The organism is Kitasatospora sp. NPDC007106 (assembly GCF_040634455.1).
Classification (GTDB): Bacteria; Actinomycetota; Actinomycetes; order Streptomycetales; family Streptomycetaceae; genus Kitasatospora; species Kitasatospora arboriphila.
On the sequence record NZ_JBEYFP010000113.1, the window covers coordinates 1 to 14,002 of the forward strand.

The 14,002-nt window shown below is 71.7% G+C and carries 15 protein-coding genes and 1 riboswitch; of the genes, 8 read left to right on the forward strand and 7 right to left on the reverse strand.

Going from position 1 to position 14,002, the window contains the following annotated elements:
• The 3 genes from ABZ641_RS13130 to ABZ641_RS13140 form a co-directional block, all read left to right on the forward strand.
• On the forward strand, window positions 1–786 hold a 786-nt coding region (locus ABZ641_RS13130), incomplete at its 5' end, for a cbb3-type cytochrome c oxidase subunit I (protein WP_359981439.1).
• Window positions 786–1,184: a cytochrome c oxidase subunit 4 gene (locus ABZ641_RS13135; RefSeq protein WP_344626704.1), complete on the forward strand. Its 399-nt coding sequence runs from the start codon at window positions 786–788 to the stop codon at window positions 1,182–1,184. The genes ABZ641_RS13130 and ABZ641_RS13135, both read left to right, overlap by 1 nt.
• 182 nt (window positions 1,185–1,366) lie before the next feature.
• Entirely contained in the window at window positions 1,367–2,635 is a 1,269-nt protein-coding gene (locus tag ABZ641_RS13140) for an Ig-like domain-containing protein (RefSeq protein ID WP_344626705.1), read from the forward strand.
• Between the two features lie 26 nt (window positions 2,636–2,661).
• On the opposite strand, the gene ABZ641_RS13145 is transcribed toward ABZ641_RS13140, so the two are convergent.
• From ABZ641_RS13145 to ABZ641_RS13165, 5 genes are all read right to left on the reverse strand, one after another.
• The gene (locus ABZ641_RS13145) at window positions 2,662–3,030 is read right to left on the reverse strand and encodes a GntR family transcriptional regulator (protein ID WP_344626706.1); all 369 of its coding nucleotides are present in this window, start codon (window positions 3,028–3,030) and stop codon (window positions 2,662–2,664) included.
• A gap of 115 nt (window positions 3,031–3,145) precedes the next feature.
• Window positions 3,146–4,804: a cytochrome bc complex cytochrome b subunit gene (locus ABZ641_RS13150; RefSeq protein WP_344626707.1), complete on the reverse strand. Its 1,659-nt coding sequence runs from the start codon at window positions 4,802–4,804 to the stop codon at window positions 3,146–3,148.
• Entirely contained in the window at window positions 4,801–5,853 is a 1,053-nt protein-coding gene (locus ABZ641_RS13155) for a Rieske 2Fe-2S domain-containing protein (RefSeq protein WP_344626708.1), read from the reverse strand. The genes ABZ641_RS13150 and ABZ641_RS13155 overlap by 4 nt, the downstream gene beginning before the upstream one ends.
• A gap of 8 nt (window positions 5,854–5,861) precedes the next feature.
• A complete protein-coding gene (locus ABZ641_RS13160) occupies window positions 5,862–6,668 on the reverse strand; it encodes a c-type cytochrome (RefSeq protein WP_344626709.1) in 807 nt (268 codons plus the stop codon).
• Window positions 6,669–6,823: 155 nt separating this feature from the next.
• Window positions 6,824–7,444, reverse strand: a complete 621-nt coding sequence (locus ABZ641_RS13165) for a heme-copper oxidase subunit III (RefSeq protein ID WP_030262982.1) — start codon at window positions 7,442–7,444, stop codon at window positions 6,824–6,826.
• A gap of 324 nt (window positions 7,445–7,768) precedes the next feature.
• Between ABZ641_RS13165 and ABZ641_RS13170 the strand changes: the two genes are divergently transcribed.
• The 3 genes from ABZ641_RS13170 to ABZ641_RS13180 all read left to right on the forward strand — a co-directional run bounded on the left by ABZ641_RS13170 (window position 7,769) and on the right by ABZ641_RS13180 (window position 11,046).
• Complete coding sequence (locus tag ABZ641_RS13170; RefSeq protein WP_263105755.1) at window positions 7,769–8,194, forward strand: hypothetical protein; 426 nt, start codon at window positions 7,769–7,771, stop codon at window positions 8,192–8,194.
• Between the two features lie 131 nt (window positions 8,195–8,325).
• The gene (gene trpD, locus ABZ641_RS13175) at window positions 8,326–9,399 is read left to right on the forward strand and encodes an anthranilate phosphoribosyltransferase (protein WP_344626711.1); all 1,074 of its coding nucleotides are present in this window, start codon (window positions 8,326–8,328) and stop codon (window positions 9,397–9,399) included.
• Between the two features lie 112 nt (window positions 9,400–9,511).
• A riboswitch (SAM riboswitch) is annotated at window positions 9,512–9,629 on the forward strand.
• A gap of 49 nt (window positions 9,630–9,678) precedes the next feature.
• Window positions 9,679–11,046, forward strand: a complete 1,368-nt coding sequence (locus tag ABZ641_RS13180; protein ID WP_359981446.1) for an aminotransferase class V-fold PLP-dependent enzyme — start codon at window positions 9,679–9,681, stop codon at window positions 11,044–11,046.
• Between the two features lie 70 nt (window positions 11,047–11,116).
• On the opposite strand, the gene ABZ641_RS13185 is transcribed toward ABZ641_RS13180, so the two are convergent.
• Window positions 11,117–11,398 (reverse strand): Lrp/AsnC ligand binding domain-containing protein, encoded by a 282-nt coding sequence (locus ABZ641_RS13185; RefSeq protein ID WP_030262969.1) that lies wholly within the window; start codon window positions 11,396–11,398, stop codon window positions 11,117–11,119.
• Entirely contained in the window at window positions 11,395–12,240 is an 846-nt protein-coding gene (locus tag ABZ641_RS13190) for a rhomboid family intramembrane serine protease (RefSeq protein ID WP_344626713.1), read from the reverse strand. The genes ABZ641_RS13185 and ABZ641_RS13190 overlap by 4 nt, the downstream gene beginning before the upstream one ends.
• A gap of 148 nt (window positions 12,241–12,388) precedes the next feature.
• On the opposite strand from ABZ641_RS13190, the gene ABZ641_RS13195 reads away from it, so the two are divergent.
• Entirely contained in the window at window positions 12,389–12,661 is a 273-nt protein-coding gene (locus tag ABZ641_RS13195; protein WP_344626714.1) for a hypothetical protein, read from the forward strand.
• Between the two features lie 228 nt (window positions 12,662–12,889).
• A partial coding sequence (locus tag ABZ641_RS13200; protein ID WP_359981451.1) for an RNA-binding protein occupies window positions 12,890–14,002 on the forward strand: 1,113 nt, incomplete at its 3' end.

Genomic DNA, 14,002 nt, shown 5'->3' on the forward strand with positions numbered 1-14,002 from the left:
TCCTTCATGACCTTCCTGATCGCGGTGCCGACCGGTGTGAAGTTCTTCAACTGGGTCGGCACCATGTGGAAGGGCTCGCTCAGCTTCGAGACCCCGATGCTGTGGACGATCGGCTTCCTGGTCACCTTCCTCTTCGGTGGTCTGACGGGCGTTCTGCTCGCCTCCCCGCCGATCGACTTCCACGTCTCGGACTCGTACTTCGTCGTCGCCCACTTCCACTACGTGGTCTTCGGCACCGTCGTCTTCGCGATGTTCGCGGGCTTCCACTTCTGGTGGCCGAAGATGACCGGCAAGATGCTCGACGAGCGTCTCGGCAAGATCACCTTCTGGACGCTGTTCATCGGCTTCCACACCACCTTCCTCGTCCAGCACTGGCTCGGCGCGGAGGGCATGCCCCGCCGCTACGCCGACTACCTGGCCTCCGACGGCTTCACCACGCTGAACAGCGTCTCGACCGTCGGCTCGTTCCTGCTCGGCCTGTCGATCCTGCCGTTCCTCTACAACGTCTGGAAGACGGCCAAGTACGGCGAGAAGCTCGAGGTGGACGACCCGTGGGGCTACGGCCGCTCGCTGGAGTGGGCGACCTCCTGCCCGCCGCCGCGGCACAACTTCCTCACCCTGCCGCGGATCCGCTCGGAATCCCCGGCGTTCGACCTGCACCACCCCGAGATCGCCGCGCTGGACTACCTGGAGAACCACGGTGAGCCGGCGAAGCACTTCGCGGGCGTGACCCCGGCGCAGTACGACCGTCCGCAGCTGGACAAGAAGAAGGAGGGCGACGCCTGATGAAGGAGCAGGGCAAGATCTTCGGCGGCTTCGCCGTCTTCATCCTGATCATGGCCATCGTGTACGGCCTGTGGTCCAAGGAGCCGGCCGGTACCACCGCGCTGTTCCTGGCGTTCGGCCTCTGCGCCTTCATCGGGTACTACCTCGCCTTCACCGCCCGCCGGGTGGACAGCGGCGCGGGTGACAACCCCGAGGCCGAGGTCGCGGACGACGCCGGCGAGGTGGGCTTCTTCGCCCCGCACAGCTGGCAGCCGCTCGCGCTCGCCATCGGCGGCGCGCTGGCCTTCCTCGGTGTGATCTTCGGCTGGTGGCTGCTCTGGTGGTCGCTGCCGATCATCCTGATCGGCCTCTACGGCTGGGTCTTCGAGTTCTACCGCGGCGAGGACCAGAACCAGTAGGTTCCGGCACGTCAGGCCAAGGGCCGGGCACCCCTCGGGGGAGCCCGGCCCTTCGCCGTGCCCGCCCTCACGCTCCGTCGCCGCCTCACCCGCCCGGTCCAACGGAGCCGCCTCCCGGGGTGCTGACGGCTCCCCGCCGTTCCTAGGCTCTGGTACATCGTCGGGAGACCTCGGAGGCACCGGTGAACGGTTGTCGGAGACTCGCACACGGCAAGGCCGGCATAACGGCCCTCATCCTGCTGGCCCCGATCGCGGCCTGCTCGTCCGGAAGCCAGGACCGGTCCGTCGGACCGGTCACCCGCACCGTCGACGCCGCACCGCTGGTGCGGACCTCGGCCGGGGAGCGGGTGGACCCCGCCAAGCCCTTCACGGTGACCGCCCAACCGGGCAGCACCCTCACGGACGTCACCGTCTCGGGCCCGGACGGCCGGCTGGTGGCCGGTGAGCTGGCCGACGACGGGCGCAGCTGGCACACCACCGGGCGGCTGCGGGCGGGCACCGCCTACACCGCCCGAATAGCCGCCGACGACGGCAAGGGCGGCCGCGGCGAGACCACCACGGCGTTCAGCACGCTCGCCGCGCAGAAGCTGCTCACCGCCCAGCTCGGCCCGGACTCCTCCGGTAGCGGCGTCTACGGCGTCGGCCAGCCGCTCACGGTGAAGCTCTCCGCCCCGGTCAAGGACCCGGCGGCCCGCCGCGAGGTCGAACAGGGCCTCACCGTCACCTCCCAGCCCGCCGTGACCGGCGCCTGGTACTGGGTGGACGACAGCAACCTGCACTTCCGCCCCGAGCAGTACTGGCCGGCCAACGCCACGGTGAAGCTCTCCTTCGACCTCACCGGCGCCGCGATATCCGACGGCCTGTACGGCGGCGAGCCGAGCAGCCTCTCCTTCCGCACCGGGGACCGCGTGGAGGCCGTCGTGGACGCCGCCACCCACGAGCTGACGTACCGCCGCAACGGCGAGGTGGTCCGCACGATCCCGGTCACCACCGGCAAGCCGGGCTTCGACACCCGCAACGGCATCAAGGTGGTCCTCGGCCAGGAGGCCAGCGTCCGGATGAGCGGCGAGACCATCGGCATCGCCGCTGGCAGCGCCGACTCCTACGACCTGCAGGTGGAATGGGCCACCCGGGTGACCTGGAGCGGCGAGTACGTGCACGCCGCCCCCTGGTCGGTCGGCTCCCAGGGCAAGGCCAACGTCAGCCACGGCTGCACCGGGATGAGCACGGAGAACGCCAAGTGGTTCTTCGACAACACCCGGGTCGGCGACATCGTCCAGGTCGTCAACAGCCTCGGCCACGAGATGGAGCCGTTCGGCAACGGCTACGGCGACTGGAACATCAGCTGGACGGACTACGTGAAGCACTCGGCGACGGGTGCCCGGGTCTCCACCGCGGGCAGCGCCGACACGGCCGTCCAGGCCTCCGGGGACATGCAGCCCCAGCCCTGACCACCCTCCCCGGGCCCCCGGGGCCCTCAGCCGCGGTAGACCGCCTGCAGGGCCGTGTGAGCGGCCGCCAGGGCCTCGTCGCGGCCGAGGCCCAGGCGGTGCACCCGCTCCGCGAACTCGGCGGCCGCGGCGGCGGCCAGCCGGTGGGCGCTGTCCCCGGTGGCGGCGATCGTGGTGCCGCGCCGGCCGTGGGTCTCCACCACCCCGTCGGCCTCCAGCTCGCGGTAGGCGCGGGCGACGGTGTTCGCCGCCAGCCCCAGCTCCTCGGCCAGCGCCCGGACGGTGGGGAGCTTCAGGCCCACGGGCAGCTCGCCGCTGCGGGCGCGCTCCGCGATCTGGCTCCGCACCTGCTCGTACGGGGGAGTGGCGGCGGTGTGATCGATGGTCAGCTGCACGGGCCCATTGTGACAGGCCCCGGAGGGCCGGCCCCGGTACGGCCCGGGTGCGGAAAGGCCGAGGGCCCCTGCCGGGTTCGGCAGGGGCCCTCGGGCTGTGGCGATCTCTACGGGATCAGTGGTGGCCGTGGCCGCTGGTGATCTCGTGGTGCTCCTCGGCGGTCGGCTTGGCGATCTGGCCGCCCTCGCCGTAGAAGGCCTCGGAGAGCTTGGCGCGGGTCTTCGCGATCGGGCCGGCCTTGCGGGCCACACCGTTCTCGTCGACCTCGGCCGGCAGCTCCAGCGGCTGCGGCTGCTCGTGCGCGGTGAGCTTGTACAGCTTGTCCTGCGGCAGCTGCTCGTGGATCTCGACGAACTCACCGTGCGGCAGGCGCTTGATGATGCCGCTCTCGCGGCCGTGCAGCACCTTGTCCTTGTCGCGGCGCTGCAGACCCAGGCACCACCGCTTGGTGATGAAGAAGGTCAGCACCGGGACGACGAAGAAGCCGACACGCACCGCGTAGGTGATGGTGTTGATCGAGAGGTGCAGGTGCGTCGCCAGCAGGTCGTTGCCGCCGCCGATGAGCAGCAGCACGTACAGGCTGATCCAGGCCGCGCCGAAGCCGGTGCGGACCGGGGCGTTGCGCGGGCGGTCGGCGATGTGGTGCTCGCGCTTGTCGCCGGTGACCCAGGCCTCGATGAACGGGTAGACCCAGATGGCCATCAGGACCAGCGGGAAGACCATCAGCGGGATGAACACGCCCAGGTTCAGGGTGTGGCCCCAGGCGCGGATCTCCCAGCCCGGCATGACGCGGATCAGGCCCTCGGAGAAGCCCATGTACCAGTCCGGCTGGGCGTCGGTGGACACCTGGTCGGGACGGTACGGGCCGTACGCCCAGATCGGGTTGACGGTCGCGATCGCCGAGGCGGCCGCGATGACGCCGAACACCAGGAAGAAGAAGCCACCGGCCTTGGCCATGTAGACCGGCATCAGCGGCATGCCGACGACGTTCTTCTCGGTGCGGCCGGGGCCCGCGAACTGGGTGTGCTTGTGGTAGAAGACCAGGATCAGGTGGGCCACCAGCAGGCCCAGCATGATGCCCGGGATCAGCAGCACGTGGATGGTGAAGAACCGCGGCACGATGTCGGTGCCGGGGAACTGACCGCCGTACAGGAAGAACTGCAGGTACGTGCCGACCAGCGGCACCGCCAGGATCGCGCCCTCCATGAAGCGGATACCGGTACCGGACAGCAGGTCGTCCGGGAGCGAGTAGCCCATGAAGCCGTCGAACATGCCGAGGAAGAGCAGACCGGCGCCGAAGAGCCAGTTGATCTCGCGCGGCTTGCGGAACGCGCCGGTGAAGAAGACGCGCATCATGTGCACCAGCATCGCGGCGACGAAGACGATCGCCGCCCAGTGGTGGATCTGGCGGATCAGCAGACCGCCGCGCACCTCGAAGCTGATGTTCATGGTCGAGGCGTACGCCTCGGACATCCGGATGCCGTTGAGCGGGGCGTAGCTGCCGTGGTAGACGACCTCGGCCATGCTCGGCTTGAAGAACAGCGTCAGGTAGACGCCGGTCAGGATGATGATGATGAAGGTGTAGAGGCAGATCTCGCCCAGCATGAAGGACCAGTGGTCCGGGAAGATCTTGCGCAGGTTGGACTTGGCGAGGGTGTAGATACCCAGCCGTCCGTCCGTCCAGTCAGCGGCCGCCTCGAACTTGTTCGCAGGCTTGGCACGGGTGCTGGCCGGCTTGGATGCGCCGGAGTTGGCGCTGTTCGCGGTGCTCACGGCCGCTCCCAGTAGCTCGGGCCGACGGGCTCCTGGAAGTCGCCGGTGGCGACCAGGAAACCCTTCTCGTCAGTGGTGATCTTCAGCTGCGGCAGCGGGTGGCCGGCCGGGCCGAAGATGACGCGCGCGCCGTCCGCCAGGTCGAAGGTCGACTGGTGGCAGGGGCAGAGCGCGTGGTGGGTCTGCTGCTCGTAGAGGCTGATCGGGCAGCCGACGTGGGTGCAGATCTTCGAGTAGGCGAGGATGCCCTCGAAGCCGAGGTCCGCGGACTTCTGGTCCTTCAGGTCCTCCGGAGCGATCCGGATGATCATCAGGGCGTCCTTGGCGATCTGCTCCTGGAAGATCTCCTGGTCCTCCTCCAGGCCCTCGGGCTTGGCGAAGGTCAGCGAGCCGGTGACGATGTCCTCGGGCTTCATCGGCTCGTTGGTGTTCATGTTGATCAGCTTGAGGGGCTTGGCCGGGGTGGCCAGCTCCCAGCCGGTGTGCGCCAGCTTGTCCTCGGGCAGCGGGCCCAGGTCGCGCAGCAGCACCACACCGGAGAGCGGCACCAGGGCCATCGAGCCGATCAGGGTGTTGCGGAGCATCTTGCGGCGGCCGAAGCCGGACTCCGCGGCGCCCGTCCTGAACTGCTCCATGACGTCGGCACGCAGCTCGTCGTCGGCCTCGATCGGGTGACGGTCGGCCGGGATCTCGTGGTCCGACATCAGGGTGCGCGCCCAGTGGACGGCGCCCGCGCCGATGCAGAAGAGCGCCACACCGAGGGTCATGCCGAGCGCGAAGTTCAGCGCGCTGACGTGGCCCAGCGGGAAGATGTAGACGATCTTGTCGATGTCGATGGCCACGTACGAGGCGATGAAGCCCACGGTGGCGAGCATCGAGACGATGAACAGCAGGGAGACCTGCCGCTCCGCGCGCTTGGCGGCGCGCTCGTCGATGTCGGTCCGGCGCGGCTCGTGGGCCGGCAGACCGGGGTCGGCGAACGGGTCGCCGTGAACGGCGGCCTCGTGCCCTTCGGAGCCGTGCGACTCCGGCAGCTTCTCGTCAGACATCTCGTGGCTCATGACTTCTTGGCCTTGGTGGTGTGGGCGGCGACCCAGATCGCGGTCACGATGAGCGCACCGAGGGCGAAGATCCAGCCGAACAGGCCCTCGGTCACCGGACCGAGGCTGCCCAGGGACAGGCCGCCGGGGTTGGGCTCGTCGTTGGTGTGGCTGACCCAGGCCACGATCTGCTTCTTCTGCTCCTCCGGCATGGTGGTGTCGGGGAACGACGGCATGTTCTGCGGGCCGGTCTGCATGGCCTCGTAGATGTGCTTCGGGGAGGTGTTCTCCAGCGTCGGGGCGTACTTGCCCTTCGTCAGGGCGCCACCCTTGCCCGCGAAGTTGTGGCACTGGGCGCAGTTGGTCCGGAAGAGCTCGCCGCCCTTGGCCACGTCGTTCGGGTCGGTGGAGGTGTACTGCTCCTTGGTCGGAGCGACCGGGCCGGGGCCGAGCGAGGCCACGTAGGCGGCCAGCTGGTCGATCTGCGCCTGGGAGTAGACGACCTTCTTGGAGGGCACCTGGGCGCCGCTCTGCTGGGCCGGCATACGGCCGGTGCCGACCTGGAAGTCGACCGCGGCGGAGCCCACGCCCACCAGGCTCGGGCCGTCGGAGCTGCCCTGGCCGTCGAGGCCGTGGCAGGAGGAGCAGCCCACGGCGAAGAGCTTCTTGCCCTCTTCGATCGCGAGCGACTGCGCGGAGGTGTCGGCCTGCGCCTTCTCGGCGGGCGCGAACGCGGCGTACAGCCCCCCGGTGGCCGCCAGGGCGAGAAGTAGGACGACCAGCGCCGCCAGTGGGTGGCGCCGTCGTGCGGAGAGCTTTTTCACGGATTAACCCCGGTGTCAGGATCTGGTCGGCTGGGTGGCTGCGCCCGTGGGACCGGTCTGCTCGGGGCCGGTACCCGGGTCGGGGCGGACTGGTCGGCGGGGCTCCCGCGCGGGGCGGGTGCTCTCCGGCCGGCGGCCAGCGACCTGATCAGCCTTTACTTGATCAGGTAGATGGTCGCGAACAGGCCGATCCACACGACGTCGACGAAGTGCCAGTAGTACGACACCACGATCGCGGCGGTGGCCTGCTCGTGCGTGAACCGCCTGGCGGCGTACGTCCGCCCCAGGACCAGCAGGAAGGCGATCAGACCACCCGTCACGTGCAGGCCGTGGAAGCCGGTGGTCAGGTAGAACACCGTGCCGTACGGGTCGGAGGACAGCGACAGGCCGTCCACCTTGACCAGCTCGGTGTACTCGAAGATCTGGCCGCCGATGAAGATCGCGCCCATCACGAAGGTGATCGTGAACCACGAGCGGAGCTTCTTCACGTCACCGCGCTCGGCGGCGAACACGCCGAGCTGGCAGGTGAGGGAGGAGAGCACCAGGATCGTGGTGTTCACCGAGGAGAACGGCACGTTGAGGGCGTCCGCCTTCTCCGTCCAGAACTCCGATCCCATGACCGAGCGGAGCGTGAAGTACATCGCGAACAGGGCCGCGAAGAACATCAGCTCGGAGCTCAGCCAGACGATGGTTCCGACGCTGACAAGGTTCGGCCTGTTGACCGCTCCGTGCGCGTGTCCGGTTTCTGTTGCTGTTGCTGTCGCCACGACGGACATTATGTCGGTCCCTTATTCCGTCTTCACGCCGGGGGGTGCTCCTCGGAGTGTCCGGTGCGTGCGGTATGCCCCCCTGGCGTTGGCCTGCGCGGACGTCCGGCGCTGCTCCGCCCGGGTGTCCGTTTTCTGACGGTTGTTCGGGGTGGGTGAGGCGGAGTACCCCGCGCGGGTGAGATTCGGGCGCGGCGGCTTGAGGGAGATCGCGTCAGGGACTCACCGGGAGGGCCCCGCCGGAGTAGCATCCGGAGGTGAACGTGGTCCGGGTCACACTGGGCCGTTCGGAGCGGCACATATTAAGAGGACGAGCACCCGGGAGCAGGGCCCATGGCGCACACGACCGACGAGACGCTCACCGTTCTCGTCTACAGCGACGACCGCAACACCCGCGAGCAGGTCACCCTGGCCCTGGGCCGCCGGCCCGCCGCGGACCTGCCCGCCGTCGAGTACCTGGAGTGCGCCACCACCCCGGCGGTGCTCCGCGCCCTGGAGCGCGGCGGCGTGGACCTCTGCGTGCTGGACGGCGAGGCCGTCCCCGCCGGCGGCCTCGGCCTCACCCGCCAGCTCAAGGACGAGATCTACGGCTGCCCGCCGGTGCTCGTCCTGATCGGCCGGCCGCAGGACTCCTGGCTCGCCGCCTGGAGCCGCGCCGACGCCGCCATCGCGCAGCCGGTCGACCCGGTCGCCCTCGCCGAGGCCGCCGCCACCCTGCTCCGCGCCCGGATCGCCAAGCGGACGCCCGCCCACCGCTGACCGGGCCTCCGGCACCACCCGTCTCATCAGGAGAGAAGGGGCGGCGGGATCGGCACGGCCGCCCGCCGCCGCTCGCTAGGCTGACTCCGTCCCTTGTATCGGCGCACTACCGATGAGAGCTGGAGTCGGCCATGGTGAACGTGAACCCTGCGAACGGCGGCAAGGACCCCGTGCAGGTGGTCCGCACCTGGCCCGACGTCCTGACGGCACTGTTGCGCGGCGAGGACCTCGCGGAGGCGGACACCGCCTGGGCGATGGACCAGATCATGAGCGGCGAGGCCTCGCCCGTGCAGGTCGCCGGCTTCATGGTCGCGCTGCGCGCCAAGGGCGAGACGGTCGAGGAGATCGCCGGCCTGGTCGACGCGATGTACGCGCACGCCGAGCCGCTGCACATCCCCGGCCCGGCCGTGGACATCGTCGGCACCGGCGGCGACCGCGCGAAGACCGTCAACATCTCCACCATGTCGGCGATCGTCGCGGCCGCGGCCGGCGCCAAGGTCGTCAAGCACGGCAACCGGGCCTCCTCCTCCGCGTCCGGCTCCTCCGACGTGCTGCAGAAGCTCGGCATCAGCCTCGACCTCGGCGCCCGGCGGGTCGCCGAGGTGGCCGAGGAGGTCGGCCTGACCTTCTGCTTCGCGGCGAAGTTCCACCCCGCGATGCGGCACGCGGCGACCGCGCGGGCCGGGCTCGGCGTGCCCACCGCCTTCAACATCCTCGGCCCGCTGACCAACCCGGCCCGGGTCACCTCGCACGCCGTCGGCTGCTTCGACACCCGGCTCGCCGGACTGATCGCCGGCGTCTTCGCCCGGCGCGGCGCCACCGCACTGGTCTTCCGCGGCGACGACGGCCTGGACGAACTGACCGTCTGCACCACCTCGCACGTGTGGATCGTCAAGGACGGCACCGTCACCGAGGCGGACTTCGACCCGCGGGACGTCGGGATCGAACTGGCCGGGATCGAAGCCCTCCGCGGGGCCGACGCCGAGCACAACGCGGCCGTCGCACGGCGGCTGTTCGCCGGTGAGCGCGGCCCGGTGCGGGACGCCGTCCTGCTCAACACGGCCGCCGCGCTGGCGGTGCTCGACCTCACCGACGCGCCGCTCGCCGAGCAGCTCGCCGCCGGGATCGAGCGGGCGGCCGCGGCCATCGACTCGGGCGCGGCGGAGGCGACGCTCAAGCGCTGGGCCGAGGCGACGAACAAGTAGCGAGCCGCCGGCGAGCCGCACGGGGCGCGCGGGGGCATCCGGCCGAGGCCGGTCCCCCGCACGCCCCGCCGTGCTTGACCCGTCGCACAGCGGTCACCTAGAGTCCTGCGCAGGTCATGAGTGGCAGCGTCAAGCCCCAGCTTGCTGTCCGGCAACCCTCCGTCCGTGGCGGGGTGCCCTGGGTGAGGACCGGGCCGTGCGGCGAACCGTCCGCGTGGCAAGCGCGGACTTCCGGCGATGGCTCCCCGGGGTCCCCACCCCGTGAAGGAGTGCATCCTCATGTCGCTTTCCACCGACCTCTGCGCCCCGCTCGCCGTCCTCGGCCACGACGTCCAGGTGCCGCTCGCCACCGGTGAGAAGGTCGGCTACGCCGCACTCGACTACGCCGCCAGCGCCCCCGCCCTGCAGCGGGTCTGGGACGACGTCGCCGCCTACGCCCCCTACTACGGCAGCGTCCACCGCGGCGCCGGCTACCTCTCGCAGCTCTCCACCGACCTGTTCGAGCAGAGCCGCCGCACCGTCGCCGACTTCCTCGACCTGCGCGCGGGCGACCAGGTGGTGTTCACCCGCGCCACCACCGACTCGCTCAACCTGCTCGCCGGGGCCCTCCCCGCCGGCACCCGGGTGTTCGCCTTCGAGACCGAGCACCATGCCTCCCTGCTGCCCTGGCGCCATGCCGGTCTGACGGTCGAGTACCTGCGCGCCCCGCGCTCGCACGCCGAGGCCGTCGCCGCCCTGGACGCCGCCCTCGCCGCCGGTTCCCCGGACGGCCCGCGCCTGCTGTGCGTCACCGGCGCCTCCAACGTCACCGGCGAACTGTGGCCGATCGCCGAACTCACCGAGACCGCCCACCGGCACGGCGCCCGGGTGGTGCTGGACGCCGCCCAGCTCGCCCCGCACCACCGCCTGTCGGTCCGTGAACTCGACGTCGACTGGGTCGCGTTCTCCGGCCACAAGCTCTACGCGCCGTTCGGCGCCGGGGTGCTCGCCGGCCGCAGCGACTGGCTCGACGCCGCCGAGCCCTACCTGGCGGGCGGCGGCGCCAGCCGCACCGTCGCCCGGGAGGCCGACGGCTCGGTGGCCGTCGAGTGGCACACCGGCCCGGCCCGCCACGAGGCCGGCTCGCCCAACGTGATCGGCGCCTACGCCATCGCCTCCGCCTGCCGGGCGCTCACCGAGGCCGGGTTCGACGCCCTGGAGGCCCGCGAGCAGGCGCTCGTCGAGCGGCTCACCGCCGGGCTGGCCGGGATCCCCGAGGTCAAGGTGCTCAACCTGTTCGGCGAGCGGTCCGCCCGGGTGGGCGTGCTCTCCTTCGTCGTCCGCGGCTGGAACAGCTCGCACTTCTCGGCGGCGCTCTCCGCCGAGTACGGCATCGGCGTCCGCGACGGCCTGTTCTGCGCGCACCCGCTGGTGCGGACGCTGCTCGGCGGGGAGGAGGCGGCGCCGTCCGCGTGCGGCGCGCCGGAGCCGTCGCTGCCGGGGGAGCGGAGCCTCAACGCGATCCGGGTCAGCTTCGGCGCGGGCACCCCGGAGGAGCACGTGGACCGCTTCCTGGCCGCCGTCCGCGAGCTGGTCACCGACGGCGCCCGCTGGTCCTACCGCAACGAGGGCGGCCGCTGCGTCGCGGATACCGACCGGGCCGCCTGAGACGTTCGGGGTACGCACTCAGGGGCGCGGGGAACCGCGCACGCGCCCCTGGGGGTGCTGCCCCTCCTACCTACTCGTCGAGGCCGAGGGCGAAGGCGGCTTCCAGGTCGTGCTGGGAGTAGGTGCGGAAGGCGATCTGGGTCTCGGTGTGCTCGACGCCCGGGACCTTGTTGACCTGACCGGGGATCACCTCGGCGAGGTCCTCGTGCTGCCGGACGCGGACCATCGCCACCAGGTCGTAGCTGCCGGTCACCGAGTAGACCTCGCTGACGCCCTCGATCGCGGCGATCGCCTCGGCGATCTCGGGGATCCGGTCGACGCTGGTCTTGATGAGGACGATCGCGGTGATCACTCTTCGGCTCCTGTGTGTGGGGTTCCGCCCAGCGTATCCGCCGTCAGGCGGCGCGTCTGCCCTGTCCGGGGCCGCACCGGGCGCGCGAGCAGCCACCCCGCGCTGAAGCCGATCACGTGCACCAGGTAGGCCACGCCCGGCACCGCGGGGCCCACCGGCCACCACTGCAGGGCGAACCACAGGCCGAGCACCAGCCAGGCCGGGAACCGCAGCGGCAGGAAGAACAGCACCGGCACCAACGCGGTGACCCGGGCCCGCGGATAGCACCGCAGGTACCCGCCGAGCACCCCGGCGATCGCCCCCGAGGCGCCGACCAGTGCCCGCACCGACTCCGTGGAGTCCGACTCCGCCAGTGCCCAGCCGTACGTCGCCAGGTAGCCGATGCCCAGATAGAAGAGGAGGAAGCGCAGCCGTCCGAGGCGCTCCTCCACGTCCGGGCCGAAGACGTAGAGGAAGAGCAGGTTGCCCACCAGGTGCAGCCAGCCCGCGTGGACGAACAGCGAGCTGAGCACCGACAGGAAGGGGATCTTGTGCGGGGTGGGAGGGACGGTGCAGCCGGGCACCGCCGGGGGCAGCGTCGCCAGCCGGCCGGCGTCCAGGGGCCGGTTGGCGAGCAGCTCCGCGGGGACGGCCCCCCAGTGCTGCTCGAAGCGCTGCTCCGCGCAGACGCGGGCGTTGCCGGTGCCGTACCGCGGATTGAGGCCGAAGCTCGGGCCGGCCAGCAGGACGAGGGCGCTCAGCGCGATCAGCGCGTAGGTGACGACCGGCGTGCGCGCCGGCGCGGCGGCGTCCCGGCCCGCCGCTGCGCGCACGGGGGCGGGGACGGGGGCGGGGACGGCCATGACAGCGAGCATTCCTCGGTGCACCCGCGGTGACACCGCGGGTGCAGCAAGCGGGTGACCTGTCCGCCCTTCAGGACCGGTGACCGCCGGAAGAGCCGCACGCAATAGGCTTGGAGGACCGGACCCGGACCATCCGAGAGGACCTCCGATGACCATCGCCGCCCCCACCGCCGAGACCCGCTGGCGCTGCACGCTCTGCGGGAACCTCACCCGCTTCGACGTGACGCGCTCGGCCCGGGTGGTGGAGTACCTCCACTTCGACCTCGGCGGCGAGTCCAAGGTGGAGGAGACCGAGGTGCTCAGCGAGACCCTGGAGTCGGTCCGCTGCCGCTGGTGCAACGCGGTCGACCAGGTGGAGCTGGTGGCCCGCCCCGGCGCCGGTGCCGACGAGCAGCCGGCCGAGGACGAGCCGAAGGCCTGAGCCTCGCGCTTCCGACACACCCCGGTGGAGCCCCTGGCGCCGCCGGGGTGTGTGGCGCGGTGCCCGGCTGGGCACGGTAGACGGGACAATTGCACAGAGCGGTGCATTTCGAGGGCAGCGGCCACCGGCCGCGCGGGCCCGGGGACCAGAATCGGAGCCGAGGACGTGGTGGACGCAGCGAGCGGGCCGGCCGAGCCGCAGGGGCAGCAGCCCGCTGCGGACGCGGAGCTGCCGGACGCCGCCGGGGCCGGGCAGGAGCCCGCGGCCGGGGACGCACCGTCCGAGCAGTTGGACCGGCCGCTGCCCGAAGGGGTCCGCCGCCGGGTCGTGGGCATCGCCGCCGACGCGCTCGGCGCCATCCCGCCCGGCGAACTGCCCGCGGGTCTGCGCCCGTACGCCAAGTTCACCCCGGCCCGGCGCGCCAAGTACGCGGCGACCGCGCTGGCCGCGGCGCTGGACGCGGAGCCGGTCTTCCGCGTCCGGATAGCCGATCGGCTGCGGCTCGGCCAGCCCGACCTGGTGAAGGCGCTGGAGTCCGGCGCGGTGCCGGCCGCCGCCGACCCGATGGACGTGGCCGCCGCCGCCTACCTGCTGCGCCCGGCCGGCTGGAGCCGGCTGGTGGTCGAGGCGGGCGACGAGGTCGAGCGGGCGGACGCCGAGGGCGCCGCCGCCGAGGCCGCCCGGGTGGTGGAGAAGCTGCAGGCCGAACTGACGGAGGTGCGCGCCGCCGCCCGCGCGGACCTGGACCGGCACCGCGCCGAGTCGGAGGGCGTGCGCCGGGAGGCGGAGTCGCTGCGCAAGCGCGTCCGGAGCCTGGAGAGCGACACCCGGCGGGCGCAGGCCGAGGCCCGCAAGCTGGCGACCGAGCTGGAGGCGGCGCGGGCCGCCGCGGCCGCCGAGCGCAGTGCGGCGGACGGCGAGGCCCGGCGGCTGCGGCACCGGATCACCGAGCTGGAGACGGCCGCGGAGGCCGGCCGGCGGTCGGCGCGCGAGGGCCGCAGCGTGGAGGACATGCGGCTGCGGCTGCTGCTCGACACGGTGCTGCAGTCGGCGCAGGGCCTGCAGCGCGAGCTGGCGCTGCCGGTGGCGCAGCTGCGCCCGGCCGACCTGGTGGAGGCGGTCGAGCCGGGCTCGGCCAACCCGCACGACGTGGCGCGCCGCGGTCTGGCGGAGGACGACCCCGCACTGCTCGACCAGCTGCTGGCGATCCCTCAGGTGCACCTGGTCGTCGACGGCTACAACGTGACCAAGACCGGGTATCCGACGCTGCCGCTGGAGCAGCAGCGGATGCGGCTGCTGGGCGGTCTGGCGATGCTCGCGCAGCGCACCCAGGCCGAGGTC